The sequence below is a fragment of the Shinella sp. 838 genome (assembly GCF_029623935.1).
In the GTDB taxonomy this organism is placed as follows: Bacteria; Pseudomonadota; Alphaproteobacteria; order Rhizobiales; family Rhizobiaceae; genus Shinella.
Map to the genome: position 1 here is coordinate 1 of NZ_JARSBQ010000008.1, position 26,327 is coordinate 26,327.

The window sequence follows — 26,327 nt, forward strand, 5'->3', positions numbered from 1 at the left end:
CCTTCCTTCAGCTTGCCCGTCAGCTTGAAGCCGATGACCTCGGGCAGCAGCATGGAGACCGGCTGGCCGAGCATGGCCGCCTCCGCCTCGATGCCGCCGACGCCCCAGCCGAGAACGCCAAGCCCGTTGATCATCGTCGTGTGGCTGTCCGTGCCCACACAGGTATCCGGATAGGCGATGGTCTCGCCGTCTTCCTCTTTGGTCCAGACCGTCTGGCCCAGATATTCCAGATTGACCTGATGACAGATACCCGTGCCCGGCGGCACCACGCGAAAGTTCTTGAAGGCCTGCTGGCCCCATTTCAGGAAGCGGTAGCGCTCGCCGTTGCGTTCGTATTCGAGCTCCACATTGCGGGCAAAGGCGGTCGGCGTGCCGAACTCGTCGACGATGACCGAATGGTCGATGACAAGATCGACGGGAACGAGCGGGTTGATCTTCTCCGGGTCGCCCCCGAGCGAGACCATCGCATCGCGCATCGCCGCAAGGTCGACGACCGCGGGAACGCCGGTAAAGTCCTGCATCAGCACGCGCGCCGGGCGATAGGCGATCTCGTTCTCCACCGTGCCCTTGTTGCTCAGCCATGCGGCAACCGACAGGATGTGCTCCTTGGTGACCGAACGGCCGTCCTCGAAGCGCAGGAGGTTCTCAAGCAGAACCTTCATCGAATAGGGCAGCCTCGAAACCCCGGAAAGCCCGTTCGCCTCGGCCTTCGGCAGGCTGTAATACACATAGTCGATGCCGTTCACCGTCAAGGTCGTACGACATTGGAAACTGTCTAGGGATCTGGACACGTTATACCCCGTTCCGTCTGGTCGCCAGAAACTGACGTACGAACGCCCGCGCGCAAAAAGCCCTTCGGGATGCGGGTGCGGCCATTTCCGCTGTCCGTACCCGGAAATCACTCCCGCGTTCGGCGCTGATCATCAAATTCACGCCGACCGCTGGCGTGATAAGCGCCTTATAGATAATTTCCTGGAAACGTTCCAGACTGCCGCCGGCAAATCGGGCTATTTTTGCGTTGCGACCAAGGTTGCAAAAAGAAAGTGAACACCATGCGGCTCGTCGCCGAAGGATTGAGTGCCAAGCGCGGCGAGGACTTGATTTTCCACGATATTTCCTTTGAAATTGCCGGGGGGGAAGCCCTCGTCGTCAAGGGGCCGAACGGTTCCGGAAAGTCCACCTTGCTGCGGGTCCTCGCCGGACTTCTGCCGGCGGAATCAGGGATGGCAAAATTTCTTGCTGCGGTGCACCCGGTGGAGCGTGTCGGCGAGGCCGCGCACTATCTCGGCCATCGCAACGCGATGAAACGCGAGCTGACGGTGGAGGAGAATCTTACCTTCTGGAAAGCCTTCTTCGGCGATTTTGGTGGGGGGCAGGGCGTGGCGGTCGATGTGGCGGTGGAGGCTGTCGGCCTTGGCGGCATCGCACACCTGCCGTTCGGCTACCTCTCGGCCGGCCAGCAGCGCCGCATGGCGATGGCCAAGCTGCTCGTTGCCTGGCGCCCTCTCTGGATCCTCGACGAGCCGACGGCGGCGCTCGACGTTGCGGCAGAAGAAATGTTCTCCGGCCTCGTCACGGCGCATCTGGCCCGCGGCGGCCTCGCCATTGCCGCGACGCACCAGCCGCTCGGGCTTGAGGGGGCGCGGGAGTTGCGGATGACGGGATTTGCGCCGGCCGACGCGGGAGCCTGGGCATGATTTCCCTGTTCCTGCGCGATGTAAAACTTTCCGTGCGCGCCGGCGGCGGGGCACTGATCGGCGTCCTGTTCTTCATGACGGTCGTCGCGGTCATTCCCTTCGGTGTCGGACCCGACCTCAACCTGCTCTCTCGCATCGGCCCGGCGATCCTGTGGATCGGTGCGCTGCTTGCCGCGCTGCTCGGGCTCGACAGGCTGTTCCAGGCCGAGCGCGAGGACGGGTCGCTCGATCTTCTCCTGATGCAGGAGACGCCGCTGGTGCTGACGGTGTTCGTCAAGTGCCTGGCGCACTGGATCGCGACCGGCCTGCCGCTCGTCGTTGCCTCGCCGCTGCTCGGGCTCTTCATGAACATGGACGAGACGGCGATCGGTGCGACGACGCTGACGCTGCTTGCCGGCACGCCGGCGCTTACCTTCATCGGGGCGGCGGGCGCGGGCATCGCCGTGGCGCTGCCGCGCGGCGGCCTTCTCGTGTCGATCCTCGTTCTGCCGCTTGCCATTCCCGTGCTGATCTTCGGCGTCAGCGCGGTCTATGCGGCAATCGAGGACCCGGCGCCCTTCCTGCCTCCTTTCCTCATCCTCGTCGCGCTCAACCTGTTTTTTGCCGTCATTGGCCCCGTGGCGGCGGCGGCGGCGCTCCGGCTCTCCAGCGACTGACGCGGCGAATTGACAGGAATGTGATTGCGGCAGATCAATTGAAGCCGGGGGGCTTCCACGTTAAAGAACCATCATGAGCGAACCGAGCCTTGCCATCCGCAAATTCAGCGACCTCGCCAACCCGACCCGGTTCCTGGCGCTGGTTGCGATCATCTGGCCCTATCTTGCCGGGCTGACGCTCTGTCTTTTCGCCGTGGGGCTCTACCTGTCCTTCACGACAACGGGCGACTACCAGCAGGGCGAGACGGTGCGCATCATGTATGTGCATGTGCCGGCGGCCTGGCTTTCCATGATGTGTTACACGGTGATGGCGCTTTCGGCGCTCGGTACCCTCGTCTGGCGCCACCCGCTTGCCGATGTGTCCGCCAAGGCCGCCGCGCCCATCGGCGCCTGTTTCACGCTGGTCGCCCTCATCACCGGCTCGCTCTGGGGCAAACCCATGTGGGGTACCTGGTGGGTGTGGGATGCGCGTCTCACCTCCGTCTTCGTATTGTTCCTGATGTATCTCGGCCTGATCGCGCTCAACCGGGCCATGGACGATCCGTCACGGGCGGCCAAAGTCAGCGCCGTGCTGATCCTCATCGGCTTCGTCAACATCCCGATCATCAAGTTCTCCGTCGAGTGGTGGAACACGCTGCACCAGCCGGCCAGTGTGGTGCGGCTCGACGGACCGACCATCGACCCGGAATTCCTCTGGCCGCTCCTCGTTATGGCGGTCGCCTTCACCTTTGCATTCTTCACGCTGCACATCCTTGCCATGCGCAACGAGGTTCTGCGCCGGCGCATCGCCGTGCTGCGCCGGCATGCCGCCCGCTCGGCTGGCCGTTCGGGAGATGCGGTATGAGCCATGCCTTCTATGTCACGACGTCCTATGCCGCCGCCTTTGCCGTTACAGCAGGTCTTGCCCTGTGGGTCTGGCTGGATCACCGCGCACGCCATCGCGAACTGGCGCAGCTCGAAGCGGCGGGTATCCGCCGACGTTCCGCCCGCAGCGGGGAAAAACAATGAGCAGCACCGACAACACGGAGAGCAGCGGTAAGCGTACGCGTTTCATCCTCGCGGCGCTTCCCCTGGCGATCTTCGCAGGCATCGCGGCGATCTTCTTCGCCATGCTGACGGATCCGGATCGCAACACGTCTGAAATTCCCTCCGCATTGATCGGCACCAAGGCGCCCTACCGCGATCTCGAACCGCTTGTGGGGGCGCTGAAGGACGGCGTGCAGGTGCCGGCGCTGACGGCCGAGAGCGGCAAGGGCAAGCTGACGCTCGTCAATTTCTGGGCGTCCTGGTGCGTGCCCTGCCGGCAGGAGCATCCGGTCATCCTGGCGCTGTCCAGGGATCCGCGCCTCAACGTCGTCGGCGTCAACTACAAGGACGGCAGCGAGAATGCGCTGCGTTTCCTCGGTGAACTCGGCAATCCCTTCTCGGCCATCGGCCTCGATCCTGTCGGCAAGATGGCGATCGACTGGGGTGTCTATGGCATCCCGGAGTCCTACCTCGTCGGTCCTGACGGCACGATCCTCTACAAAAAGGTCGGTCCCTTCGACGAGCGGAGCCTCAAGGACGGGCTCTATCCCGCCATCGAAAAGGCGCTCGGCGTGCCGGCACAGGCTGGCTGAGCCCGATACCCGACCGGGCCATGGAGCCCGGCCGGAAATGGCTCCTCAGGCGGCCAGGCCCTTCTTTTCCAGCATGGCCTCGGGGCTCGGCAGCTTGCCGCGGAAGGCCTTGTAGGCGTCTTCCGGATCGACGGAGCCGCCAACGGCGTAGATATAGGTCTTCAGTCGGGCAGCCATGGCGGGGTCGAAGGCATCCCCCGTCTCGGTGAAGGCGGCGAAGGCGTCGGCATCGAGCACTTCCGACCACATGTAGGAATAGTAGCCGGCCGAATAGCCGTCACCCGAGAAGACGTGCTGGAAATGCGGCGTGGCGTGGCGCATGACGATGGAGTTCGGCAGGCCGATCGTTTCCAGCACGTCTCGCTGCACCGCCATCGGGTCCTCGACGGCCCCCCGCGTGTGAAAGGCCATATCGACCAGTGCCGAGGAGGTGAATTCCACTGTCGCGAAACCGGAATTGAAGGTGCGGGCGGCGAGCACCTTGTCGAGCAGTGCCGCCGGCATCGCCTCGCCGGTCTGATAGTGAACCGCATAACGCGTCAGGATGTCCGGAACGGTCAGCCAGTGCTCGTAGAGCTGCGAAGGCAGTTCGACGAAATCGCGCGAGACGCCCGTGCCCGAGACCGAGGGATAGGTGACGTCGGAGAGCATGCCGTGCAGGGCATGGCCGAATTCGTGGAAGAGCGTGCGCGCATCGTCGAGCGAGAGCAGCGCCGGCTTGCCCTCGGCGGGCTTGGCGAAGTTGCAGACATTGTAGATGATCGGCAATTCACCGACCGCGCCGTTCTTGAGCGGCAGGCGGTGCTGGCTCTGGTAGGAACTCATCCAGGCGCCGGAGCGCTTGGACGAGCGCGCGAAATAGTCGCCGAGGAACATGGCGACCAGCCGATCCTCGCGGTCGCGGATCTCGAAGACGCGGACATCGGGGTGATAGACCGGCACCCCGGTCTTCTCGACGGCGCGGATGCCGAACAGCCGCTCGGCGACGTCGAAGCAGGCGTCGATGATCTTTTCGAGCTGGAAATAGGGTTTCAGCTCCGCCTCGGAGAAGCTGAACTTTTTCGCGCGCAGCTTTTCGGCGTGGTAGCGCCAGTCCCAGGGCATGACCGCGTGGTTGTGGCCTTCTTCCGCAATGAGGGCAGCGAGCTCGGCCTCCTCCTCGCGGGCTCGCGCAACGGCCCTTTCCCAGACCTGCATCAAGAGGCCGTTCACCGCGTCGGGCGTCTTGGCCATGGTGTTGTCGAGCTTCAGCGTGGCGAAATTCGCATAGCCGAGCAGGTCGGCCTTTTCGGCGCGCAGTGCCAGCGTTTCCTTGACGATGCCGCGGTTGTCCGTTTCACCATCGTTCTCGCCCCGAGCCATCCAGGCGCGGAAAGCCTGTTCGCGCAGGTCCCGGCGGGCGGAGAAGGTGAGGAAGGGTTCGATGATCGAGCGTGACAGCGTGACAGCGAAGCGGCCGTCCTCGCCGCGTTCGCGGGCCGCGGCGGCCATGGCGTCCTTCAGGAAGTCGGGCAGCCCGTCGAGCGCCTCGCCCTCCTCGAGGAACAGCGCCCAGTTCTTCTCGTCGGCCAGCACGTTCTGGCCGAATTTCGCGCCGAGCCCGGCGAGCGTTTCGTTGATCGCGGCGAGCCGATCCTGCTCGGGCTTTGCCAGCTTGGCGCCGGACTTGACGAAACCCTTCCAGTGCCGCTCCAGCACGCGGGTCTGTTCCAGCGAGAGGTTCAGCGTCTCGCGCGCCTCCCAAAGCGCGTCGATACGCGCGAAAAGCACGGCATTGGTGCCGATCTTTGAATAGTGCCGCGACATCTTGGGCGCGATGTCACGTTCCAGGGCCTGGATCGTGTCGTTGGTGTTGGCGCCTGCCCGGCTCCAGAAGAGCGCGGAAACACGCGAGAGTTCGTCGCCGGCAATTTCAAGCGCGACGATCGTGTTGTCGAAGGTCGCAGGTTCGGGACTGCCCGCGATGGTGTCGATCTCCGCCTCGTGTGCGGCAAGCGCGGCGGCAAACCCGTCTGCAAAGGCATCGTCCTTCACGAGATCGAAACGCGGCAGGCCGTTGAGGCCGGTCCACTCGACGAGGGCGGGATCGATACGCGTTTCAGTCATGGGGTCTGGTCCTTTCCGGCAAATCAGCGTGGGGCGAATATAGGAATGGAGGAGGGCTTTGGTACAGGGCAGCCGTGCAAAATAGGCGGGAACCGCGGAACACCCGCGACGCCGGGGCGTGCGCAGCGGCCTGCCTCTTGACGCAGAGGGCAACTTCGGTGAAAAGATGGTTCATCCGCGGCCTTTGACATCGGGTTGCCGCGGTGAACCTGGTGCCGGGCCCCTCTGGCGAGAGTTTTTACGGCGCTCTCGTGATGTCGGTACCGCCAGCAATTAGCCGGCGGATTCATATGCACATGAACATCCTGACCATGCCTTACACGCATGCCCTTTGTGGTATGCGTTTTCCGCTTTCCCGTACCCCCAACATGGAGGTCCTGCCATGATCGGCAACGGCGAAGGCAAATCCAACCTTTCCTACCTGAAGTGGGCCCTCATCGTTACCGCCATCGGCCTGGTGCTCGGCGCCTGGCTCGGCTGGCAGACGACCGGAACGCTTTCCGGCATGGCGACCGTCTTCTTCATCTGCGCCGTTCTCGCGGTGCTGGAGATCTCGCTCTCCTTCGACAACGCCATCGTCAATGCGAACAAGCTCAAGGACATGACGCCGGTGTGGCAGCACCGCTTCCTGACCTGGGGCATCATCATCGCCGTCTTCGGCATGCGTATCGTCTTCCCGCTCCTGATCGTGGTGATCGCGGCGCGCATCGGCCCGTTCGAGGCGATCCTGCTGGCGGCGCGCGAACCGGCGGAATATGCGCGCATCATGAATGAGGCGCATCTGCCGATCGCTGCCTTCGGCGGCACCTTCCTCATGATGGTCGGCCTCACCTACTTCTTCAACCATGAGAAGGACGTGCACTGGATCGGCTTCATCGAGAAGCACATGGCCCGCTCGGCAACCGTCAAGGGTATCGAGATCGCCTTCGTTCTGCTCCTGATCCTGGTCTTCTCGAACCTGCTCGAGGGTGAGGAAGCCAATACCTTTGTCTTCTCCGCCATCTACGGCCTCCTGACCTTCCTTGCGGTGGAAGTCGTCGGCGGCCTGCTCGACGCTTCGCAGAAGGCGATGTCGGAAGCGGCCAAGGGCGGCCTCGGCGCGTTCATCTATCTCGAAGTGCTGGATGCCAGCTTCTCCTTCGACGGTGTCATCGGAGCCTTCGCACTGACGCAGAACCTCTTCGTCATCGCGATCGGTCTCGGTATCGGCGCCATGTATGTGCGCTCGATGACGATCATGCTCGTCGACAAGGGGACGCTTGCCGAATACCGCTATCTGGAGCATGGCGCGTTCTACGCGATCCTGATCCTCTCGGTGGTCATGTACTGCCAGACGCTGGTGCATATCCCCGAGGTCATCACCGGCCTTGGCGGCGCGACGCTGATCGGTATCTCGCTCTGGTCGTCGATCCGCTACAACAAGCGCGAACGCGCGCAGGAAGGCCACGCCGAAGCGCACAGCTCCGACAGGGTGGCGGCCCATCTCGGCGAAAGCGCCTGAGGCAACACGATCGGCCGGCCGTCTCGACGGCCGGCTTTCTCGACCTTCGAAGAAGACGAAACCGAAATACAGAAGGCCCGCTGGTCTTGCGATCAGCGGGCCTTTTTCATTCAGGGAATTCTCTCTGCGGCGTTAGACGCGCGGGAAATCGGCAGGGTTGATGCCGAGCGTTCTCAGGTCGCGTTCCTTCGGGCGACGGTGCCCTTCGACAGCCGCGGCGGCTGCATTGGCAGCGCTCAGTACGGCGAAGGCCCGGCCGAAGAAGCCCTGGGCGAAGGAATTGCGGAGGGTAGTCATTGGATTGCTCGCTTTCTGTTTTAGCTTACGAGCAGAAGATGATGTGTCGGGGCCAAAAGAACAACCGACGGAATCTCAGGCCAGCCATGCAACGGATGCAGGCCGGAAACGGGCGTTTCCGGCCTGCATTCTTTTCGGTCTTGGGAGGGACCGTTGGTAGGTCTTAGTCTTCGTTGACCGCAAACTGCGAGAGCACTTCGCCCTTGCCGCGGGCGCGCAGGATGAGCGGCACGACGACGGCGAGAATGGCGAGCACGAAGAGTACGGCGGCGATCGGCGACAGGAAGAGCGCGGAGACATCGCCCTGGCTGATCGCCAGTGCGCGGCGCAGCTGCTGCTCTGCCATGGGCCCGAGGATGAGGCCGACGACGACGGGTGCGATCGGATAGCCGAAGATCCGCATGGCAAAGCCGAGCAGGCCGAAGGTCAGCAGCATGCCGAGTTCGAAGACCGAGGGGTTGGCGCCGATCGTGCCGAGCGTCGCGAAGAGCAGGATGCCGGCATAGAGCCAGGGCTTGGGGATCGTCAGAAGCTTCACCCAGAGGCCGATCAGCGGCAGGTTCAGCACCAGCAGCATGAAATTGGCGATGAGCAGGCTGGCGATCAGGCCCCAGACGAGCTGCGGATTGGTCGCGAACAGCAGCGGGCCGGGCTGCAGGCCGTATTGCTGGAAGCCGGCAAGCATGATCGCGGCGGTCGCCGTGGTCGGCAGGCCGAGCGAGAGCAGCGGCACCAGCGTGCCGGCGGCAGAGGCGTTGTTCGCCGCTTCCGGACCGGCGACGCCTTCGATGGCGCCCTTGCCGAACTCGTCCTTGTGCTTGGAGAACTGCTTTTCCGTCGAATAGGACAGGAAGCTGGCGATATCGGCACCGCCGGCCGGCATTGCGCCGATCGGGAAGCCGATGAATGTGCCGCGCAGCCAAGGTTTCCACGAGCGGGCCCAGTCCTGCGCACTCATCCAGACGGAGCCCTTCACCGCCTCGACCTTGTCGGGAATGCGGTCACCCTGGCAGGCGACGTAGAGCGTCTCGCCGATGGCGAACATGGCGACGGCGAGCGTCGTCACCTCGATGCCGTCGAGCAGATCCGGAATGCCGAAGGAAAGCCGCGCCTGACCGGTCTGCTGGTCGATGCCGATGACGGCAAGGCCGAGGCCGATGAAGAGGGCGGTCAGGCCTCGCAGCGTCGAATCGCCAAAGGCCGCCGAGACGGTGACGAAGGCGAGCACCATCAGCGCGAAATATTCCCGCGGGCCGAAGGAAAGCGCGAACTTGACCACGAAGGGTGCGATGAAGGCGAGACAGAGCGTGGCGATGAGGCCGGCGACGAACGAGCCGATCGCCGCCGTCGCGAGCGCCGGTCCGCCGCGGCCGGCGCGGGCCATCTTGTTGCCCTCGAGAGCGGTGACGACCGAGGCGCTTTCGCCCGGCGTGTTGAGTAGGATCGAGGTGGTCGAGCCGCCATACATGCCGCCGTAGTAGATGCCGGCGAACATGATGAGCGAGCCGGCCGGATCGAGCTTGTAGGTGACTGGCAGAAGCAGCGCGACGGTGAGGGCCGGGCCGATACCGGGCAGAACGCCGACGGCGGTGCCGAGCGTCACGCCGATCAGCGCATAGAGCAGGTTCATCGGCTGGGCGGCGATGGTGATGCCCTGCAGCAGGAATTCGAATGTACCCATCGTCAGCTCCTCAGAAGAACAGGTGTTCCAGCGGCCCGGCGGGCAGCGAGAGCTGCAGGAAACGGCCGAAGATGATGTAGACGACGAAGCTGAAGGCGATGCCTATTGGCAACGAAATCCAGAGCTTGCGCCGGCCGAAACCGAAGGCGGTCAGCGCGAAGAGCACGCCCGTCGCAATGGAGAAGCCTGCGGTCTTGAGCAACAGCATCTGCCCGGCAAGGCCCGCCACGATGAGGACGACCGGCTTGACCTCGATCGGCTCGCGGTCCGGGAAGTCGCCGCGCCAGGCTTCGAAGCCCGTCCAGACGGCGAGCAGGGCAAGACCGATGGCAACGACATGCGGCACGGTGGCAGGGCCGATGCGGGAATAGTTGCTCATCTCCGCAAGACGCCCGGCATCCCACCAGATCACGGCGGCAAGGACGAAAAGAACGGGGGCGATGACCAGCGCCGCCCGGTCGGGGCGGCGCCTTTCGTTGGAGGAGGAGACCTCGCTCATTTGACGAGCCCGATGTCCTTGAGGATGCTTTCCGTTGCGGCGACATCCTTGTCGAGCTGTTCCTTGAAGGCGTCACCGGCAAGATAGGTGTCCTGCCAGCCCTTGGTCTTCAGGGTGTCCTTCCAGGCGGCGGAGGTCACGACCTTCTCGATGTCGGCGTTGATCGCCGCCACCTGTTCGGCCGAAAGGCCCGGGGCCGCGGCGACCATGCGCCAGTTCTGGACCACAACGTCGAGACCGCCTTCCTTGATGGTCGGGGCGTCGATGCCTTCGATGCGCTCGGCGCTGGAGATGGCGATGAGGCGGAGCGTACCGGCCTTCACCTGGGCCTCGAACTCACCATAGCCGGAGATGCCGGCCGTCACCTGGTTGCCGAGGATCGCGGCCAGCGCCTCGCCGCCGCCGGAATAGGCGACATAGTTGATCTTGGTCGGATCGACGCCGGCTGCCTTGGCGATCAGGCCGGCCGTGATGTGGTCGGTGCCGCCGGCCGAGCCGCCAGCCCAGGAAACCGCGCCCGGATCGGCCTTCAGGGCCTTCACGAGGTCGTCCATGGTCTGGATCGGCGAAGCGGCCGGAACGACGATCGCTTCATATTCGCCGGTCAGGCGGGCGATCGGCGTCACGTCCTTGAGGGTTACCGGCGACTGGTTGGTGAGGATCGCGCCGACCATGACGTAACCGCCGACGATGAGAGCGTTCGGGTTGCCGTTGTTCTGGCTGGCGAACTGGGCGAGGCCGATCGTGCCGCCGGCGCCCGGAACGTTCACCACCTGCACGCTGCCGGAAATCTTCTCGTCCTGCAGGACGGTCTGCAGCGAACGGGCCGTCTGGTCCCAGCCGCCGCCCGGGCCGGCCGGGGCGATGATCGAATAGTCGGCAGCAAACGCCGGAAGCGCCATCGCGCCGGCGATGAGGGATGCCAGGAAGAAATGTTTCAAGAGTGTATCCTCCGTCAGGCGCGGCTTTGCGCGCATCGTTGCTTTTGGCGAGAGGATGGGGCGGCCGGTGGCGGCGCGAACTTTGTGTCCGCGGGCGATATCGGCAGAATTCTCCTCCCGGTCTTCCGTCCGCCTCCACGGACGATGAAGAGCCCAAAAGCACCACAGGAAGCTGACATCTACCTGACATTGCGCTGCCGCATGGAAGCGCCTTGCGCTACTGGGTGCGCAGAACCTCGTTCCAGCGTGCGATCAGCCGGGCCCGCTTCACTTGGTCGAGATAGACCATCAGGCCCGGACTAACCGGCACGGGCTTGAGCTGCGCGCCGAGCAGCGCGCTCATCGTGCGCGCGGTGTTCGAGCCCGACACCTCGGGGCTGACGGCGGCGATCTGGAGTTCGCGGGCCATGATCGTCTGGCCCTCCTTCGACATGAAGAAGGCGAGATAGCGCCGGCCGAGTTCGGGGTTGGCGGCGGCCTGCGGCACGAGGCCGATTCGCGACATGACGACGGTGTAGTCCTTCGGCAGCACGATGCCGACATCGGGATGCCGCGAGGCCCAGTCCGCGGCATAGGAACCGAGAATGTTGTAGCCGAGCACGAAACGCCCGTCGGCGACGCGTTCCAGAATGGCCGAGCTGGTGGAATAGAGCTTGACCCCCGCCGCGCCCATCGCCTGGATCACCGTCCAGATGTCCCCGAACTGCTCCTGGTCGCGGGCCATGAAGAGGAAGCCGACGCCGGAGCGCTCGATGTCGTAGGTGCCGATGCGGCCATAGACCTTCTCGCCCTGCCGCTTGAGGTAGTCGACGAATTCCGCGCGCGAGGCCGGCGGCTTCTCGCCCTTGAAGCTCGGCTTGTGATAGACGAAGACGGCGGGCTCGAAGGTCAGCGCATAGGCGGTGTTGCGCCAGTTGGCCCAGGCCGGCCAGCGGTCGCTCATCGGCAGGTCGCTGCGCTGGGCATAACCGTCATTGCTGAGCTTGACCTGAAGGTCCATGGCCGAGGAGAAGGCGAAATCGGCCGTTTTCTCTCCGGCATCGGTCTCGCGCACGATGCGGTCGTAGACCTCGCCGGTCAGCATCTCGTCGTAGCGCAGCGCCACATCCTGGTTGGCCTCCTGGAAGCCCTTGATCATCGGCCTGGCGAGCGGTTCGTCCAGCGAGGAATAGACGACAAGCACGGGGGCGTCGGCATTGCCGTTGCGGGCCGGAAAGAAGGTCGGCTCGGAAAATGCGGGCAGGGGCGCTGCCAGGAGCGCAAGAAGAATGAGGACAAGACGCATGGCGCGACCTTGCCAAAGCGCGAGGCCGTTCACAAGTGCGCCGCCCGCCGTTAAGTTCGCGGCGGAAGGAGAAAGACGTGCGCATTCTGCTGGTCGAGGACAACGAAGCCCTGGCGGACGGTCTGTCCGCCATCCTGAAGGGCACCGGGCATGCGGTGGACGTCGTGCGCGACGGCGCTTCCGCCGATGCTGCCATCGCGTCGGAGAGCTTCGATCTCGTCATCCTCGACCTGACACTGCCGGAAATGGACGGTCTCGACGTGCTCCGCGCCATGCGGGCCCGCCGGAGCAAGGCGGCCGTCCTGATTCTCACGGCTCGTGGCGCGCCGGAGGAGCGGGTGCGCGGTCTCGATCTCGGCGCCGACGACTATATGATCAAGCCCTTCGATATCTCCGAATTCGAAGCGCGCGTGCGCATGTTGCTGCGCCGGCAGGCGGGGCTTCGCTCGGCGGCGATCACTTTCGGCGGCGTCGTGCTGGATCTCAATTCGCGCAGCTTTTCCGCTGACGGCGCACCGCTCGACATTCCCGCGCGCGAACTCGGCCTGCTCGAAATCCTCTTCATGCGCGCCGGCAAGGTGGTTGCCAAGGAGGCGATCATGCAGTCGCTCGCGGCCTTCGACGACGACCTCTCGGCCAATGCCATCGAGCAATATGTCAGCCGGCTTCGCAAGCGGTTGGCACCGCACGGGCTGACCGTGCGCACCGCGCGCGGCATCGGCTACTATCTCGACAAGGCGCCCGTCGCTTGACGCTCCTTCCGGCCTCATCGCTGCGCCGTCGCCTGCTGCTCTGGCTGCTCGTCTCCACGGCGGTGATCGGCACGGTGGCGCTCTTCGACACCTACCACGAGGCCGTCAAGACGGCGAACGAGGTTTCCGATCGTGTGCTGGCGGGCTCGGCGCTGGCGATTGCCGAGCGGGTGGTGGTGACGGAGCACGGCACGCTCGAGGTGGATATTCCCTATGTCGCGCTGGAGATGCTGACGTCGGCCGCGCAGGACCGGGTGTTCTATCGCGTCGACGGGCCGCCCGGCCGGTTCATCACCGGCTACCAGACCCTGCCGACGATCGCGCCGACGGCCGGCCAGTCGATCGGTTTTGCGGATGCGACCTTCCGCGGCGAGCCGATCCGCATTGCCGTCCTGCAGCGCTCGGCATCGACCGGCATCAATTCCGTGCCCTTCGCGGTGACGGTTGCCGAGACGACCATTGCCCGCCGGCAGCTGACCCAGACGATCCTGCTACGCTCGGCGCTGCGTCTTGCCATGATGATTGCGGGCGCCGCTCTCATCGTCTGGATCGCCGTTACCGTGTCGCTGCGTCCACTCTACAGGCTCAGCGATGCCATTGCCGAGCGCAGCCCGAACGATCTGCACCCCATCGAGCAGCGCGTGCCGAGCGAGGTGCAGGGCCTCGTCGATACCGTGAATTCCTTCATGGTGCGCCTGCAGTCGGCGCTCGATGCGCTCCGCCACTTTTCCGGCAATGCCAGCCACCAGCTGCGTACGCCGCTCGCCATCATCCGCACCCAGCTCGCGCTGGCGAGCCGCGCCGGCACGCTGGAGGAGGCGCAGGAGGCCGCCCGCAAGGGCGATGCTGCGGTTGCCCATGCTGAGCGCATCCTTGCCCAGCTGCTGCTGATGGCCAAGATCGATGCTGCCGGGTCCAACGAGCCGCAGAAGCCGGCACCCGTCGATATCGCTGCGCTTGCCCAGCAGCTTACCGCCGACCGTGTGCCCACGGCTGCCGAGGCCGGCATCGATCTCGGTTTTGAGGGAGACGGGCCTGCCTTCGCCCGCGCCGAGCCGCTGCTTTTCGGAGAGCTTCTGCGCAATCTCCTGGAAAACGCCATCGCCTATGCCGGCAAGGAGGCAGAGGTGACGGTGCGCGTCCGGCGCACCGCGGGCACGGTGCTTCTCGACGTGGAGGACAACGGCCCCGGTATTCCTCCCGAGCGCCGCGGCCTCGTGCGCCAGCGCTTTTCCCGTGGCGAGCATCGTGATGCGCCGGGCATGGGCCTCGGCCTGCCCATCGTGGAGGAAATCGCCGCGCTGTTCGATGCGACGATGACGCTGGACAGCGGCGCGAACGGGCGCGGCCTCCGCGTGACGATCCGCTTTCCCGGGATGGATGGCTAGCGTCGTTGCTGCCCCCGGCAAGGTCAGCCATGCCCGCGGCCTGGTGCGTGTTGTCCTTCCACCATAGAGCCGGGAGTGACGAGCGGGAAGCAGGGCAGCCATGACGGTGTGGAATAGCAGGTCGTGATATACGGCTATCCAATTGATTTCTTGATTATTCTTTTTGATTTCATCCGTGTTTTTCCGGCATATTTTGCCGTTCGCAAGGCAGCCATGCGTGGCAGTCGTGGCTTGGCGGTTGTTCCTTCCTGCAATGCATAGTAAGCTCCCCTTACAATAAGCCAGAAAGTGAACATGTCCCCTCGTCCCGATCCCGACGCCCTCGGTTTCGTCCTCATCGACGTTGCCCGCATGCTCCGTAGCGCCTTCGAGCGCCGCATTGCCACCGCCGGTCTCGGCCTCACGCCGGGCGAGGCGCGGACCCTTGTGCGAATCGCCACGCTGGAAGGCAGCCGCCAGTTCGATATCGCCCAGCGCATGGGCATCGAGCCGATGACGCTTTCGACCTATCTCGACCGCCTGCAGAGCCTCGGCCTCATCGAGCGCCGCCCCGATCCGGCCGATCGCCGGGCCAAGCTGATCTTCACCACGCCGACCGCTGGCGCCCTCATCGCCAGTATCCGCACCGAGCAGATCGAGCTGATGGAGCATGTGACCAGCGGCATCGGTCCGGAGGAGCTGGAGCTGATGCGCGACCGGCTGAAGCGGCTGCGCGCGAACCTTTGCGCCCTTGAGGAAGACAGTGCCGCGCCGGCGCTGGCAAAGGAAGCCGGCCGATGACGACGGCGCGCATGAGCGAGCGCCGCACCAGCATCATCGCTGCCTTCCTCGTTGCGCTCGGCCCCGTTTCCATGGCGCTCTACACCCCGGCCATGCCCGAGCTGGTGCGCGCCTTCTCGTCGACGGAATCGGCGATCAAGCTGACGTTGTCGCTCTATTTTGCCGGTTTCGCGCTGTCGCAGCTCGTTTCAGGTACGATGTCGGACGTGCTCGGCCGGCGGAAGACCACGCTGATCTTCATGACGGTCTATCTCGCCGGCAGCCTGATGGCGGCCTTCGCGCCGAGCGTTGGTGTTCTGCTGGCCGGCCGTCTCGTGCAGGGCATCGGTGCATCGGTCGGCATGACGGTCTCGCGCGCCATCGTGCGCGATCAGTTTACCGGGACCGAGGCCGCCCGCATCATGAACATGGTCGGCATGATGCTCGCCATCGGCCCGGCCGTTTCGCCGACCCTCGGCGGCTTTGCGCTCGGCGTGTTCGGCTGGCAGTCGATCTTTTTCCTGATGGTAGGCTTTGCGTTGGCGGCCTGCGGTGCGGTCTATGTCTGCATGGCCGAGACCACGGTGCCGGATCCGGCGAAGGGCCGCGTCGGTCCGATCCTTGCGGGCTATGCAGCGCTTGCCACGAGCCGCCGTTTCGTTTCCGCCACGCTTGTCATGGCCGGCGCCGTCGGGGCGCTCTACGGCCAGGCGACCATGTTGCCCTTCGTCCTGATCGGTACGGTTGGCCTGACGCCGACGGAATTCGGTGTCGGCATGCTCATGCAGTCGGGTTTCTTCTTTGCCGGCACGGTCTGCGTGCGCCTTTTGATGCGCAAGGTCGCCCCTGCCCGGATCGTCCTGCCAGGCCTGTGTTTCATCGGCATCGCGAGTATCCTGATCGCGCTCGCCTCGCATCTGGTGACGCCGAGCTTCCTCAGTGTCATGGGGCCGGTCGGTATCTACGCCTTCGGTATCGCCTTCGTCATGCCCTACATGATGACGGCGGCGATGGAACCCTTCCCCGAGATCGCTGGCTCTGCTTCCGCCGCCATGGGCTTTATCCAGATGGGGGCCGGCTTCCTTGCAGGCCTGCTGGCCGCGGCCATCGGCATGCCGCTTTTCGCCTTCGGCACGATCATCCCGGCCATGGGTCTGATGGCGATCCTGTCCTATGTCTGGTATCGCGCGATCTGCAGCCGCGATGCACAGCTTGCCGCCGAGCCGGCGGAATAAACAGTCACCGGACACGAAAAGGCCCGCTGCCGAAAACGGCAGCGGGCCTCTTGTCTGACGGTGATCAGGCGATCAGCCGCGGCGCTTGCGGGCGGCGAGCGTGCGCAGGCGCAGCGCGTTCAGCTTGATGAAGCCGGCGGCGTCCTTCTGGTCGTAGGCGCCCTGGTCGTCCTCGAAGGTGACCAGCTTGTCGGAATAGAGCGACTTGTCCGACTCGCGGCCGATGACCATGACATTGCCCTTGTAGAGCTTGAGCGTCACTTCGCCCTCGACATGTTCCTGGCTCCTGTCGATCAGCGCCTGCAGCATTTCGCGCTCCGGCGAGAACCAGAAGCCGTAGTAGATCAGCTCGGCGTAACGCGGCATCAGCTCGTCCTTGAGATGCGCGGCGCCGCGATCGAGCGTGATGCTCTCGATGGCGCGGTGCGCGGCAAGCAGGATCGTGCCGCCGGGCGTCTCGTAGACGCCGCGCGACTTCATGCCGACGAAGCGGTTTTCGACAAGGTCGAGACGGCCGATCCCGTTGTCGCGGCCGTAATTGTTGAGGGTTGCAAGCAGCGTTGCCGGCGACATGCGCACGCCGTTGATGGAGACGGCATCGCCGCGCTCGAAGCCGACCTTGATGACGGTCGCCTTGTCGGGCGCCGATTCCGGCGAGATGGTGCGCATATGCACATATTCCGGCGCTTCGACGGCCGGATCTTCCAGCACCTTGCCCTCGGAAGAGGAGTGCAGGAGGTTCGCGTCGACCGAGAAGGGGGCTTCACCCTTCTTGTCTTTCGCAACCGGGATCTGGTGCTGCTCGGCGAACTCCAGAAGGTGCGTGCGGCTCTTGAACGCCCAGTCGCGCCAGGGTGCGATGATCTTGATGTCGGGGTTCAGCGCATAGGCGGAGAGCTCGAAACGGACCTGGTCGTTGCCCTTGCCGGTCGCGCCGTGGGCGATGGCGTCGGCGCCGGTCTTGGCGGCGATCTCGATCAGGTGCTTGGAGATCAGCGGACGGGCGATCGAGGTGCCGAGCAGATAGACGCCTTCATAGACCGCATTGGCGCGGAACATCGGAAAGACGAAATCGCGCACGAATTCTTCGCGCACGTCCTCGATGAAGATCTCCTTGATGCCGAGCATCTCGGCCTTCTTGCGCGCCGGCTCCAGCTCTTCGCCCTGGCCGAGATCGGCGGTGAAGGTGACGACCTCAGCGTTGAGTTCGGTCTGGAGCCATTTCAGGATGATCGAGGTGTCGAGGCCGCCCGAATAGGCCAGCACGACTTTCTTCACGTCTTTATATGATGCCATGGTGATGAGGTCCGTTGCATGAAGGGGCGCGGCAAACCCGCGGAGGCCCGGTATCGCGGCACTTTTAGCGAGATTGGCGCGTGACGCAAGGGCGCGCGCTGATGCAGGGTGGCGTGCAGGCGGATTTGACAGGGCCGGATGGCGACCCATATTCGCCGCAGCGAACCCATGGAAGGAGGCGAAGCCATGACGACCCTTCGAGACATCATCAAGGAAGCCAATGTCGCCGTCATCACGGGCGGCGGTGCCGGCATCGGCCTTGCCGCCGCGCGGCGCTTTGCCGAGGCGGGCATGAGCATTGCCATCGCCGACCTCAATGCCGACCGGCTGGGCGAGGCGCGCGCCGAGCTCGAAGCTATCGCCGGCGAGGCGAATGTCATGGCCGTGGAGACGGACGTCGCGCACCGGCATGAGCTGGAGGCGCTGGAGCGCGCCGTGCTGCAGCGCTTCGGCCGTGTCCATGTGCTGATGAACAATGCCGGCATCCAGCCGGACACCTCCATCTTCAGCGCGGAGGCCAACTGGGACCATATCCTCGCCGTCAACCTGATGGGCGTCATCCACGGCACGCAGGTCTTCGGCCCGAACATGCTGGCTCATGGCGAGGCGGGCCTCATCATCAATACCGGCTCCAAGCAGGGCATCACCACGCCGCCCGGCAATCCTGCCTACAATGTCTCCAAGGCGGGCGTGAAGGTCTTCACCGAAGCGCTCCAGCACGAGTTGCGCAACACGGCGGATGCAAAGCTCTCCGCCCATCTCCTGATCCCAGGCTTCGTCTTCACCGAGTTGACGAAGGGGGACCGCACGGAAAAGCCGGATGCCGCCTGGACGCCAGCGCAGACCGTCGATTTCATGATGGACAGTCTGGAGCGCGGCGATTTCTACATCCTGTGCCCCGACAACGATGTGTCGCGGGCGCTCGACGAGCGCCGCATGGCCTGGGCAATCGGCGACGTCATCGAGAACCGCCCGCCGCTCTCGCGCTGGCACAGGGACTTTTCCGGGAAGTTCCGGGCTTTCGTCGAAGGGGCGTGATGCCGCAGGCCCTGCTGCGAGCACTCCACCACAGTCGGGTGAGGTCCGATGATGAGGGAGACAAGTGCGCGGAAATCCGCTGTAACAGCGCATCATAGACTTTGATTGGCATTTTCCGGGAAGCCGGATTAGAGGTTTCCATCCTCACCGGCTTTCAGGGCTTTGCCATGGACTTTCTGCCCACCCTTCCGACGCTTCTCGCCTTTGCGGCCGCCAGCCTGCTCCTTGCGATGACGCCCGGCCCCGACATGACGCTGTCGATCAGTCGTGCGCTTTCGCAGGGGCGCGGACCGGCGCTCTTCGTTGTGGCGGGCACGAGCCTTGGCATCGTCGTGCACACGTTGCTGGTTGCCTTCGGCATCTCCGCCCTCATCACGGCGTCGCCGACCGCCTTCCTGATCCTGAAAACCGGTGGCGCCGCCTATCTCCTGTGGCTTGCCATCCAGGCGATTCGCTACGGCTCCAACCTCTCGGTCAAGGCGACGGCTGGGCCGCGCGGCACGGCGCTTGCCAATATTTCCAGCGGCTTCTGGGTGAACCTCCTGAACCCGAAGGTCATCATCTTCTTCATGACCTTCCTGCCGCAGTTCATCAGCGCGGGTGATCCCGATATCACCGGCAAGCTGATCTTCCTCGGCCTGTTCTTCATCGTCGTCGGCATTCCCGTGAACATCCTGGTGATCCTCGCCGCCGACAAGCTCGCGTCCTGGCTCCAGCAGAATCCCAGGGTGCTGCGCGGCATCGACTACACCTTTGCCGGCGTCTTCTCCGTCTTCGCGGCAAAAATCCTGTTCACACAGGCGCGCTGAGCGGGATCACACACGGTAGCGGTAGTGCCCGGTGAGGGGGTAGGCGAAGAGCACATCCTCCAGCCGCGCGCCGGCGCCGATATTGTGCACAAGGAGGGGGCGTGCGCCGTCAGCGCTGCGGGCGTCCGCCACGATGCCGATATGCGGCAGGTTGCCCGGCAGAATCTGCGAGACGATATCGCCCGGCCGGTAGTCCGCGCCGTCCTTGCTGACCGGCAGGGCGGCACCCTGCCGCTTGAAGAAGGCCTGCAGGTTCGGCACACGGCGATGGTCGATGTTGCGGTCGGTGCGTTTCAGGCCCCAGAGTGGCGGATAGGCAGAAAAGGCCCTGCGCATGTCCTCGTGCACGAGAACCTGGAGATCGATGGCAAGGCCGTCGCGATAGGCGCGCACGATGACATCGGTGCAGACGCCCCGCGCCCGCGGCACGTCGCCGCCGGGATAGTCCAGCCGGGAATAGGCGGGATCATAGGTCAGCGTCACGCCGATCTGCTGCCGTGCCGCTGCTACGAGTTTTTGTGCGTCGTCTTCAGCTGCTTGCGCCCGCAAGCCTGCCGGCAAAACGAAGGCGGCGCCCGAAACCAGGCCGCCTGCAAGCAGCGCGCGACGAAACAGCATGAACGCCTCCTTCTCCGATGCAGCAAGCTGCGGAGAGAATCGGGCGCTTTGTTGGCGCCTCAGCCGATCAACAGCGCATCGTCGTCCAGCGTCTGGCCACGCATCTTGCGGAACATGGCGATGAGGTCCTCGACCTGCAGCGTCTTGCGGCTGTCGCCGGCGACATCGAGCACAATCTCGCCACCATGCAGCATGACGGTGCGATGGCCGTAGTCCAGCGCCTGCCGCATGGAATGCGTCACCATGAGCGTCGTCAGCTTGCGCTCGGAGACGATTTTCTGCGTGAGGTTCATGATGAACTCGGCCATGCCGGGATCGAGCGCTGCGGTGTGCTCGTCGAGCAGCAGCACGTCGGACCCTGCGAGCGTCGCCATGACGAGGGAGACTGCCTGGCGCTGGCCGCCGGAGAGCAGGTCCATGCGATCGCGCATACGGTTTTCGAGGCCGAGATTGAGTTCGGCGATGCGCTCGCGGAAGACCGTGCGGCGCTGCGGACCGAGCGCGGAGGCAAGCCCGCGCCGTTCGCCGCGGCGGGCGGCAAGCGCAAGGTTTTCCTCGATGGAGAGGGCGCCGCAGCTGCCCGTCAGCGGGTCCTGGAACACGCGCGCGACGCGGCCGGCGCGGGCGGCGGTGCCCTGGCGGGTCACGTCCGTCGTGCCGATCCTGACCTGGCCTTCGGTGGCGATGACATCGCCCGCGAGAACGCCGAGCAGGGTCGACTTGCCGGCGCCGTTCGAACCGATGACGGTAACGAACTGGCCTTCCTCGATGGTGAGGCTGACGCCGTTCAGCGCCTGTTTCTGCAGCGGTGTGCCCTTGCCGAAGACGACCTTGATATCGGAAACGGAGATCATCAGGCGGCTCCCCCGCGGCGAAGGCGCGGCAGGACGAGCGCCACGGTGACGAGCAGGGCCGTCACGAAGTTGAGGTCGGAGGCTTGGAGGCCGAGCACATCCGAGGAGAGCGCCAGCTGGATGGCGATGCGGTAGAGGATCGAGCCGAGCACGCAGCCGATCAGCGCCATGAGGATGCCCCTCGTTCCGAACAGCGTCTCGCCGATGATGACGGCGGCAAGGCCGACAACGATGGTGCCGACGCCCGAGGTGACATCGGCAAAACCGTTCGTCTGGGCAAAGAGCGCGCCGCCGAGCGCCACCAGCGCGTTGGACAGCGCGATGCCGAGATAGATCTGCCGGTTGGTGTCGACGCCCTGGGCGCGGGCCATGCGGGCATTGGCCCCGGTCGCGCGCATCGAGAGGCCTGCATCGCTTTCCAGGAAGCGCCAGACCAGCACGACGGCGATGACGACCAGGATGCCGACGAAGAGCGGGCGGACATAGAAATCCCGAAGGCCGAGACCGAAGAACGGACTGATCATCGTATCGGCATTGATCAGCGCGACGTTCGGCTTGCCCATGACGCGCAGGTTCACCGAGAAGAGCGCAATCATGGTGAGGATCGAGGCGAGCAGATTGAGGATGCGGAAGCGCACGTTCAGCATCGCCGTGACGAGGCCGGCAACGGCGCCCGCCATCATGGCGACCAGGGCCGCGATCCACGGGTTGACGCCTGCAATGATCAGTACGGCCGCGACGGCGGCGCCGAGCGGAAACGAGCCGTCCACCGTCAGGTCGGGGAAATCCAGCACGCGGAAGGCAAGGTAAACGCCGATCGCGACGAAGGCATAGACCAGCCCCAGTTCGACGGCACCCCAGAAGGCAATCAGGCTCACGGCTCTTGGCTTTCTCTCTTCACCCATTTCCCGCGGGTTCTGCGGGAGGGGTCTTCTTAACAGATCAACCGCTGCCGGGCGATCCGGCAGCGGTTGATTCCGATTGAAAATGTCCGGAACGTCCGGGGATTATTCGATCACGCGGGTGGCGCGGCCGACGAGAGCTTCCGGCAGCGTGACGCCCATCTTGGCGGCGGCGCCCTTGTTGACGACGAGGTCGGTGCCGGCGGCAACCTTTACGGCGATGTCGCCCGGATTCTCACCCTTGAGGATACGCACGACGATTTCGCCCGTCTGCTTGCCGACGTCCTTGTAGTTGAAGCCGAGGGCTGCGATGGCGCCGCGCGAGACGGAATCCGTGTCGGCGGTGAAAAGCGGGAGCTTGGCTTCTTCGGCGACGGCGACCGCGCCTTCGAGGGCGGAGATGATCGTGTTGTCCGTCGGGATGTAGATCGCATCGGCACGGCCGACGAGCGCACGGGCGGCGCCCTGCACTTCGGCGGACTTGGTGGCGGCGGACTCGACGACCGTCAGACCGGCCTTCTCGGCTTCAACCTTCAGCACGGCGAGCAGCGACACGGAATTGGCTTCGCCCGAATTGTAGAGATAGCCGATCGTCTTGGCGTTCGGCAGGATTTCCTTGATCAGCGCGATATGCTCGGCAACCGGCGACAGGTCCGAAAGACCGGTGACGTTGCCGCCGGGCTTGTCCATGTTGGTGACGAGCTGCGCACCGAGCGGGTCGGACACGGCAGTGAAGACGACCGGAATGTCCTTCGTCGCGGAAACGACGGCCTGCGCGGACGGCGTGGAGATCGGCACGATGACGCTTGGATCTTCGCCGGCGAACTGGCGGGCGATCTGGGCGGCCGTCGCGGGGTTGCCCTGCGCCGATTCGTAGAGGAACTTCAGGTTCTCGCCCTCCTTGTAGCCGGCCGCTGCCAGCGCTTCCTTCACGCCGTCGCGGGCAGCGTCGAGCGCCGGATGTTCGACGATGGCGGTCACGGCAACCGTGACCTCTTCGGCCTTGGCCGGCAGCGTAATCGCGAGCGTTGCCGCGAAAGCAAGCAGAAGGTGGCGCATGGATGGTCTCCCTAGAATGATTTTAGGCTGTTTCTAGGCAAAACGGGCCTTCAAATCAATTCTCGGAATCGGCTTCATCAATCACAATTTCTGATAGGAAGCCGCGGCGGAACGGCTTTCAGTCGTCCTCGCCGTGCCCGACGATCATCATTGCCTCGAACGCCATGCGATCGACCTTGCGCATGCGCTCGGATTCCGATTTCAGCTGGCCGCAGGCGGCGAGGATGTCGCGGCCGCGCGGGGTGCGGATCGGCGAAGCATAACCGGCCTGGTTGATGAAGTCGGCAAAGCGCTCGATCTGCTCCCAGTCGGAACACTGGTAGTTGGTGCCCGGCCAGGGGTTGAAGGGGATGAGGTTGATCTTCGCAGGAATGCCCTTCAGCAGCTGGATCAGCAGCTTGGCGTCCTCCAGCGTGTCGTTGACGTCCTTCAGCATCACATATTCGAAGGTGATGCGCCGGGCATTCGACAGGCTCGGATAGGCGCGGCAGGCGTCGAGCAGCTCCTTCAGCGGATACTTCTTGTTGATCGGCACCAGCATGTCGCGCAGGTCGTCGCGCACGGCATGCAGCGAAATCGCCAGCATGACGCCGATTTCCGAGCCGGTGCGATAGATTTCCGGCACGATGCCCGAGGTCGACAGCGTCACCCGGCGCTTGGAGAGCGACAGGCCGTCGCCGTCGGTGGCGATCAGCAGCGCGGTCTTGACGCTTTCAAAATTGTAGAGCGGCTCGCCCATGCCCATCATGACGATGTTGGAGACCTTGCGGCCTTCCGCCGGAACGATGGCGCCGGCCGGCGTGTCACGGTCCGGGAAGTCGCCCAGCCGGTCGCGGGCGAGTAGCAACTGCGAGAGAATTTCCTCCGATGTCAGGTTGCGCACCAGCTTCTGCGTGCCGGTATGACAGAAGGAGCAGGTGAGCGTGCAGCCGACCTGGCTGGAAATGCAGAGCGTGCCGCGGCCTTCCTCGGGAATGTAGACGGTTTCGATCTCCACCGGCCGGCCTGCACCGCGCGGGGGAAAGCGCAAGAGCCACTTGCGTGTGCCATCGCTGGAAATCTGCTCGTCGACGATCTCGGGACGGGCAATGGTGAAATGCGTCTTCAGCATTTCGCGCATGTCCTTGGAGACATTGGTCATGTCGTCGAAATCGGAGACGCCGCGCACATAGAGCCAGTGCCAGAGCTGGCTGACGCGCATCTTCACCTGGCGCTCGTTGACGCCTTTTTCGACGAGCACCCGGCCCATCTCCTCGCGTGTGAGGCCGATCAGCGACGGCTTTTCGGCGGCGGGAAGGGTGCGGATGGTCGGCGCCTTGACGGGCTCGGCCGTGTTGAGAAAGTCCATGCTTGCTGCCATTGGGTCATCCTCAAGAACAGGGCGCGCCGGCGCAGGCTTTTGCGCCACAAGCGGTCCATGCTCGACAGAAGTTCATTGCGGGCCTGCCGGTGCCGCTCGATGCGGCGCAAGGCCCAGTTGCCGGCCCTTTAGCACTGTTCCGGCGCAAAGTCACCTGCCCGCCCGGTTGTGCAAACGAAAAGGCCGGCGAGGGTGCCGGCCTTTTCGGTTTCTATCCGCCTCGAGACTCAGCGGCAGCTTTCGATCTGCTTCAGCGCTGCCGAAATGCCGGACAGCGAGTAGGAGTAGGACGTGCCCGTGCCACGGCGGGATTTCGCCTCGACCCGCATGTCCTTGCCGCCCTTCATGGCGGCGACGAGGGCCGGCTCTTCGGCGGCGTTCTCCACCCAGGCCGAGTTGCCCTTGGTGAACATCACGAAGGTGCGGCCGTCGATGACGACGTTGACCTTGGAGGCTTCCTGCAGCGGATAGCCCATCATCGCCTGCGGTTCGTAGCTGATGTTCTGGCCCGGGCGCTGGGAGACGAGGAAGAAGACGTCGCCGTGGTCTACGCCGGCCGGGTTCTTTTCCTTCGGCACCGACAGCACGTAGCAGACCTTGCCACCGTTCGCCTGGTAGGAATAGGCGCCCCAGGCATTGAACTGCTGAATGCGCGTCGGCGACTGGGCCGAGGCAACGCCTGCGGTCACGACGACGAGGGCGAGTGCGGTTGCGAGCTTTCTTACGAACATGTTTTCCTGCCGGTTGTCTTGCCAAGTGATTGCCCGGCCGAAGGCGGCGCCTTCGATGCCGGTGTCGGCCACGCATGATGACGATTTGATTTATTTTGACTTAATTCAGGTTACCAAACCGTCAACATGCACGCATTTTACTAAGGTCTTCCGCGCCGCACCGGGACAAATTTGCGTCGAAACACGCCGCTGCCTTTCAGGTGTTTTTGCCATTCGCAAAGACACTGTCGTTCTTCGTCGGCACAACTCCGCATGCAAAGCTGCCAAGCCTGTTTGCGGGAAGTGCCGAGAACGGCGGGCGTGCCCAGTCCCCATGTGGTGAGATTGAACCTGTCGAAGCCATTTAAGGCATAAGGAATAGGGCAAGAATTTGACTTCTCGCCCTTGGGTCGAGAACGGCAAGGGCTGCAGCGGGAGGCTCAGCCAGCCGGCTGTGCGTCCGGCTCGTCCGCAAGAGCCTTGTCTGCAGCCACATAGTGGTCTTCGCGGATATGTCCGCGGATGGCGGCGAAGGCGGCCGTCAACACGGCGATGTCGTCGGAAAAGCCGACGAGAGCGAAGAAATCGGGTACGCCGTCGAGCGGCAGCACGAAATAGGCGAGCGCAGCGAGCAGGATGCCGCGAACCTTGGTCGGCGTGCGGGAATCCAGGGCGCAATAGTAGGCGGCGACGAGATCGCGGGAGAACGGCACCTGCCGCATTGCACGCTTGAGGACCGGCCAGAACCGCTTCTTCACGCGGCCCTCCTGACGCTCCTGCTCGTCCTCGTCTCCCGGCAGAAGGATCTCGCCGATCTTCACGTCATCCATGCATGGCCTCCTTCAGGTGGCGATGCCGGAAAAACCCGGCGCGAAACATATGGGAACGGCTTCACGGGTCTTCAACTCTTCGTGCGCAGAGCCGCCGCCTTGTCCATTGCGGTCGCCAGCTTGAAGTCCAGCTCCGTCAGTCCGCCCGCATCATGGTTCGTCAACCGCACCTCGACGCGGTTGTAGACGTTGAACCATTCAGGATGATGGTTGAATTTTTCCGCTGCGAGCGCCCCCTCGGTCATGAAACCGAACGCCTCGCGGAACGATGCGAACTTGAATTTCCTCTCGATGGCGATGCCGTCTTCCGATCGGGCCCAGCCGTCAAGGCTTGCCAGCGCTTCGGCGATCGCCGCGTCGTCGAGCTTTTCCTGTTTCATGGCGTCGTCTCCTTCTCCGCACTCTACCATAGAAAACGGCGCCCGAAGGCGCCGT

General features: G+C 64.3%; 29 protein-coding genes. 12 read left to right on the top strand and 17 right to left on the bottom strand.

The window, feature by feature from the left end; genetic code table 11:
• Window positions 1-791: aconitase family protein (locus P9A16_RS21670; protein ID WP_278025929.1), on the bottom strand; the 791-nt coding region annotated here is incomplete at its 3' end.
• A 261-nt stretch (window positions 792-1,052) separates the two neighbouring features.
• On the opposite strand from P9A16_RS21670, the gene ccmA reads away from it, so the two are divergent.
• From ccmA to P9A16_RS21695, 5 genes are all read left to right on the top strand, one after another.
• Window positions 1,053-1,697 carry a heme ABC exporter ATP-binding protein CcmA gene (gene ccmA, locus P9A16_RS21675; protein WP_023515653.1) on the top strand — a complete coding sequence of 215 codons (645 nt, stop codon included), beginning with the start codon at window positions 1,053-1,055 and terminating at the stop codon, window positions 1,695-1,697.
• On the top strand, window positions 1,694-2,353 hold the full coding sequence (gene ccmB / locus P9A16_RS21680) for a heme exporter protein CcmB (protein ID WP_023515654.1): 660 nt from the start codon (window positions 1,694-1,696) through the stop codon (window positions 2,351-2,353). The genes ccmA and ccmB overlap by 4 nt, the downstream gene beginning before the upstream one ends.
• Window positions 2,354-2,426: 73 nt before the next feature.
• The gene (locus P9A16_RS21685) at window positions 2,427-3,197 is read left to right on the top strand and encodes a heme ABC transporter permease (RefSeq protein ID WP_023515655.1); all 771 of its coding nucleotides are present in this window, start codon (window positions 2,427-2,429) and stop codon (window positions 3,195-3,197) included.
• Entirely contained in the window at window positions 3,194-3,361 is a 168-nt protein-coding gene (ccmD, locus tag P9A16_RS21690; protein ID WP_023515656.1) for a heme exporter protein CcmD, read from the top strand. Before P9A16_RS21685 ends, ccmD begins: the two co-directional genes overlap by 4 nt.
• Window positions 3,358-3,972: a DsbE family thiol:disulfide interchange protein gene (locus P9A16_RS21695; RefSeq protein ID WP_023515657.1), complete on the top strand. Its 615-nt coding sequence runs from the start codon at window positions 3,358-3,360 to the stop codon at window positions 3,970-3,972. Before ccmD ends, P9A16_RS21695 begins: the two co-directional genes overlap by 4 nt.
• A gap of 45 nt (window positions 3,973-4,017) precedes the next feature.
• Here the strand turns inward: P9A16_RS21695 and P9A16_RS21700 are convergent, their stop codons facing one another.
• The gene (locus P9A16_RS21700; protein WP_023515658.1) at window positions 4,018-6,078 is read right to left on the bottom strand and encodes a M3 family metallopeptidase; all 2,061 of its coding nucleotides are present in this window, start codon (window positions 6,076-6,078) and stop codon (window positions 4,018-4,020) included.
• A gap of 382 nt (window positions 6,079-6,460) precedes the next feature.
• Between P9A16_RS21700 and P9A16_RS21705 the strand changes: the two genes are divergently transcribed.
• Window positions 6,461-7,579 carry a DUF475 domain-containing protein gene (locus tag P9A16_RS21705; protein WP_024270180.1) on the top strand — a complete coding sequence of 373 codons (1,119 nt, stop codon included), beginning with the start codon at window positions 6,461-6,463 and terminating at the stop codon, window positions 7,577-7,579.
• A 132-nt stretch (window positions 7,580-7,711) separates the two neighbouring features.
• On the opposite strand, the gene P9A16_RS21710 is transcribed toward P9A16_RS21705, so the two are convergent.
• The 5 genes from P9A16_RS21710 to P9A16_RS21730 form a co-directional block, all read right to left on the bottom strand.
• Complete coding sequence (locus tag P9A16_RS21710) at window positions 7,712-7,876, bottom strand: hypothetical protein (protein ID WP_024270181.1); 165 nt, start codon at window positions 7,874-7,876, stop codon at window positions 7,712-7,714.
• Window positions 7,877-8,039: 163 nt separating this feature from the next.
• Complete coding sequence (locus P9A16_RS21715) at window positions 8,040-9,557, bottom strand: tripartite tricarboxylate transporter permease (protein WP_023514782.1); 1,518 nt, start codon at window positions 9,555-9,557, stop codon at window positions 8,040-8,042.
• A gap of 10 nt (window positions 9,558-9,567) precedes the next feature.
• A complete protein-coding gene (locus tag P9A16_RS21720; RefSeq protein ID WP_023514783.1) occupies window positions 9,568-10,056 on the bottom strand; it encodes a tripartite tricarboxylate transporter TctB family protein in 489 nt (162 codons plus the stop codon).
• A complete protein-coding gene (locus P9A16_RS21725; protein ID WP_037405777.1) occupies window positions 10,053-10,997 on the bottom strand; it encodes a Bug family tripartite tricarboxylate transporter substrate binding protein in 945 nt (314 codons plus the stop codon). The genes P9A16_RS21720 and P9A16_RS21725 overlap by 4 nt, the downstream gene beginning before the upstream one ends.
• A gap of 217 nt (window positions 10,998-11,214) precedes the next feature.
• Window positions 11,215-12,282, bottom strand: coding sequence for an ABC transporter substrate-binding protein (locus P9A16_RS21730; RefSeq protein ID WP_023514785.1), 1,068 nt, complete (start codon window positions 12,280-12,282; stop codon window positions 11,215-11,217).
• A 77-nt stretch (window positions 12,283-12,359) separates the two neighbouring features.
• Between P9A16_RS21730 and P9A16_RS21735 the strand changes: the two genes are divergently transcribed.
• Together P9A16_RS21735 and P9A16_RS21740 are read left to right on the top strand one after the other, a co-directional pair.
• Window positions 12,360-13,034, top strand: coding sequence for a response regulator (locus tag P9A16_RS21735; RefSeq protein WP_023514786.1), 675 nt, complete (start codon window positions 12,360-12,362; stop codon window positions 13,032-13,034).
• Window positions 13,031-14,422, top strand: a complete 1,392-nt coding sequence (locus tag P9A16_RS21740) for a sensor histidine kinase (RefSeq protein ID WP_024270182.1) — start codon at window positions 13,031-13,033, stop codon at window positions 14,420-14,422. The genes P9A16_RS21735 and P9A16_RS21740 overlap by 4 nt, the downstream gene beginning before the upstream one ends.
• Before the next feature lie 134 nt (window positions 14,423-14,556).
• On the opposite strand, the gene P9A16_RS21745 is transcribed toward P9A16_RS21740, so the two are convergent.
• Window positions 14,557-14,718, bottom strand: coding sequence for a hypothetical protein (locus tag P9A16_RS21745; RefSeq protein WP_156031880.1), 162 nt, complete (start codon window positions 14,716-14,718; stop codon window positions 14,557-14,559).
• Between P9A16_RS21745 and P9A16_RS21750 the strand changes: the two genes are divergently transcribed.
• Together P9A16_RS21750 and P9A16_RS21755 are read left to right on the top strand one after the other, a co-directional pair.
• Window positions 14,717-15,202 (top strand): MarR family winged helix-turn-helix transcriptional regulator, encoded by a 486-nt coding sequence (locus P9A16_RS21750; RefSeq protein ID WP_023517325.1) that lies wholly within the window; start codon window positions 14,717-14,719, stop codon window positions 15,200-15,202. The genes P9A16_RS21745 and P9A16_RS21750 overlap by 2 nt on opposite strands.
• The gene (locus tag P9A16_RS21755; RefSeq protein ID WP_023517326.1) at window positions 15,199-16,416 is read left to right on the top strand and encodes a multidrug effflux MFS transporter; all 1,218 of its coding nucleotides are present in this window, start codon (window positions 15,199-15,201) and stop codon (window positions 16,414-16,416) included. The genes P9A16_RS21750 and P9A16_RS21755 overlap by 4 nt, the downstream gene beginning before the upstream one ends.
• A 72-nt stretch (window positions 16,417-16,488) precedes the next feature.
• Here the strand turns inward: P9A16_RS21755 and P9A16_RS21760 are convergent, their stop codons facing one another.
• Window positions 16,489-17,712 carry an argininosuccinate synthase gene (locus P9A16_RS21760; RefSeq protein ID WP_024271254.1) on the bottom strand — a complete coding sequence of 408 codons (1,224 nt, stop codon included), beginning with the start codon at window positions 17,710-17,712 and terminating at the stop codon, window positions 16,489-16,491.
• Between the two features lie 186 nt (window positions 17,713-17,898).
• Here P9A16_RS21760 and P9A16_RS21765 point away from each other — a divergent pair, with 186 nt between their 5' ends.
• Both P9A16_RS21765 and P9A16_RS21770 read left to right on the top strand, forming a co-directional pair.
• Window positions 17,899-18,750 carry an SDR family NAD(P)-dependent oxidoreductase gene (locus P9A16_RS21765; RefSeq protein ID WP_023511975.1) on the top strand — a complete coding sequence of 284 codons (852 nt, stop codon included), beginning with the start codon at window positions 17,899-17,901 and terminating at the stop codon, window positions 18,748-18,750.
• Window positions 18,751-18,917: 167 nt separating this feature from the next.
• Complete coding sequence (locus tag P9A16_RS21770) at window positions 18,918-19,559, top strand: LysE family translocator (protein WP_023511976.1); 642 nt, start codon at window positions 18,918-18,920, stop codon at window positions 19,557-19,559.
• Window positions 19,560-19,565: 6 nt separating this feature from the next.
• Here the strand turns inward: P9A16_RS21770 and P9A16_RS21775 are convergent, their stop codons facing one another.
• From P9A16_RS21775 to P9A16_RS21810, 8 genes are all read right to left on the bottom strand, one after another.
• Window positions 19,566-20,177 carry a DUF1287 domain-containing protein gene (locus tag P9A16_RS21775; protein ID WP_023511977.1) on the bottom strand — a complete coding sequence of 204 codons (612 nt, stop codon included), beginning with the start codon at window positions 20,175-20,177 and terminating at the stop codon, window positions 19,566-19,568.
• Window positions 20,178-20,236: 59 nt separating this feature from the next.
• Window positions 20,237-21,031 carry an ABC transporter ATP-binding protein gene (locus P9A16_RS21780; protein ID WP_023511978.1) on the bottom strand — a complete coding sequence of 265 codons (795 nt, stop codon included), beginning with the start codon at window positions 21,029-21,031 and terminating at the stop codon, window positions 20,237-20,239.
• Window positions 21,031-21,909, bottom strand: coding sequence for an ABC transporter permease (locus P9A16_RS21785; protein ID WP_024271255.1), 879 nt, complete (start codon window positions 21,907-21,909; stop codon window positions 21,031-21,033). The genes P9A16_RS21780 and P9A16_RS21785 overlap by 1 nt, the downstream gene beginning before the upstream one ends.
• Window positions 21,910-22,038: 129 nt before the next feature.
• Window positions 22,039-22,992, bottom strand: a complete 954-nt coding sequence (locus P9A16_RS21790; protein ID WP_023511980.1) for an ABC transporter substrate-binding protein — start codon at window positions 22,990-22,992, stop codon at window positions 22,039-22,041.
• Window positions 22,993-23,110: 118 nt separating this feature from the next.
• A complete protein-coding gene (rlmN, locus tag P9A16_RS21795; protein ID WP_037408744.1) occupies window positions 23,111-24,340 on the bottom strand; it encodes a 23S rRNA (adenine(2503)-C(2))-methyltransferase RlmN in 1,230 nt (409 codons plus the stop codon).
• A 239-nt stretch (window positions 24,341-24,579) separates the two neighbouring features.
• Window positions 24,580-25,083 (bottom strand): invasion associated locus B family protein, encoded by a 504-nt coding sequence (locus tag P9A16_RS21800; RefSeq protein WP_024271256.1) that lies wholly within the window; start codon window positions 25,081-25,083, stop codon window positions 24,580-24,582.
• Between the two features lie 419 nt (window positions 25,084-25,502).
• Window positions 25,503-25,892, bottom strand: a complete 390-nt coding sequence (locus tag P9A16_RS21805; protein WP_023511983.1) for a YkvA family protein — start codon at window positions 25,890-25,892, stop codon at window positions 25,503-25,505.
• Between the two features lie 71 nt (window positions 25,893-25,963).
• Complete coding sequence (locus tag P9A16_RS21810; RefSeq protein ID WP_023511984.1) at window positions 25,964-26,272, bottom strand: 4a-hydroxytetrahydrobiopterin dehydratase; 309 nt, start codon at window positions 26,270-26,272, stop codon at window positions 25,964-25,966.
• Window positions 26,273-26,327: the final 55 nt, after the last annotated feature.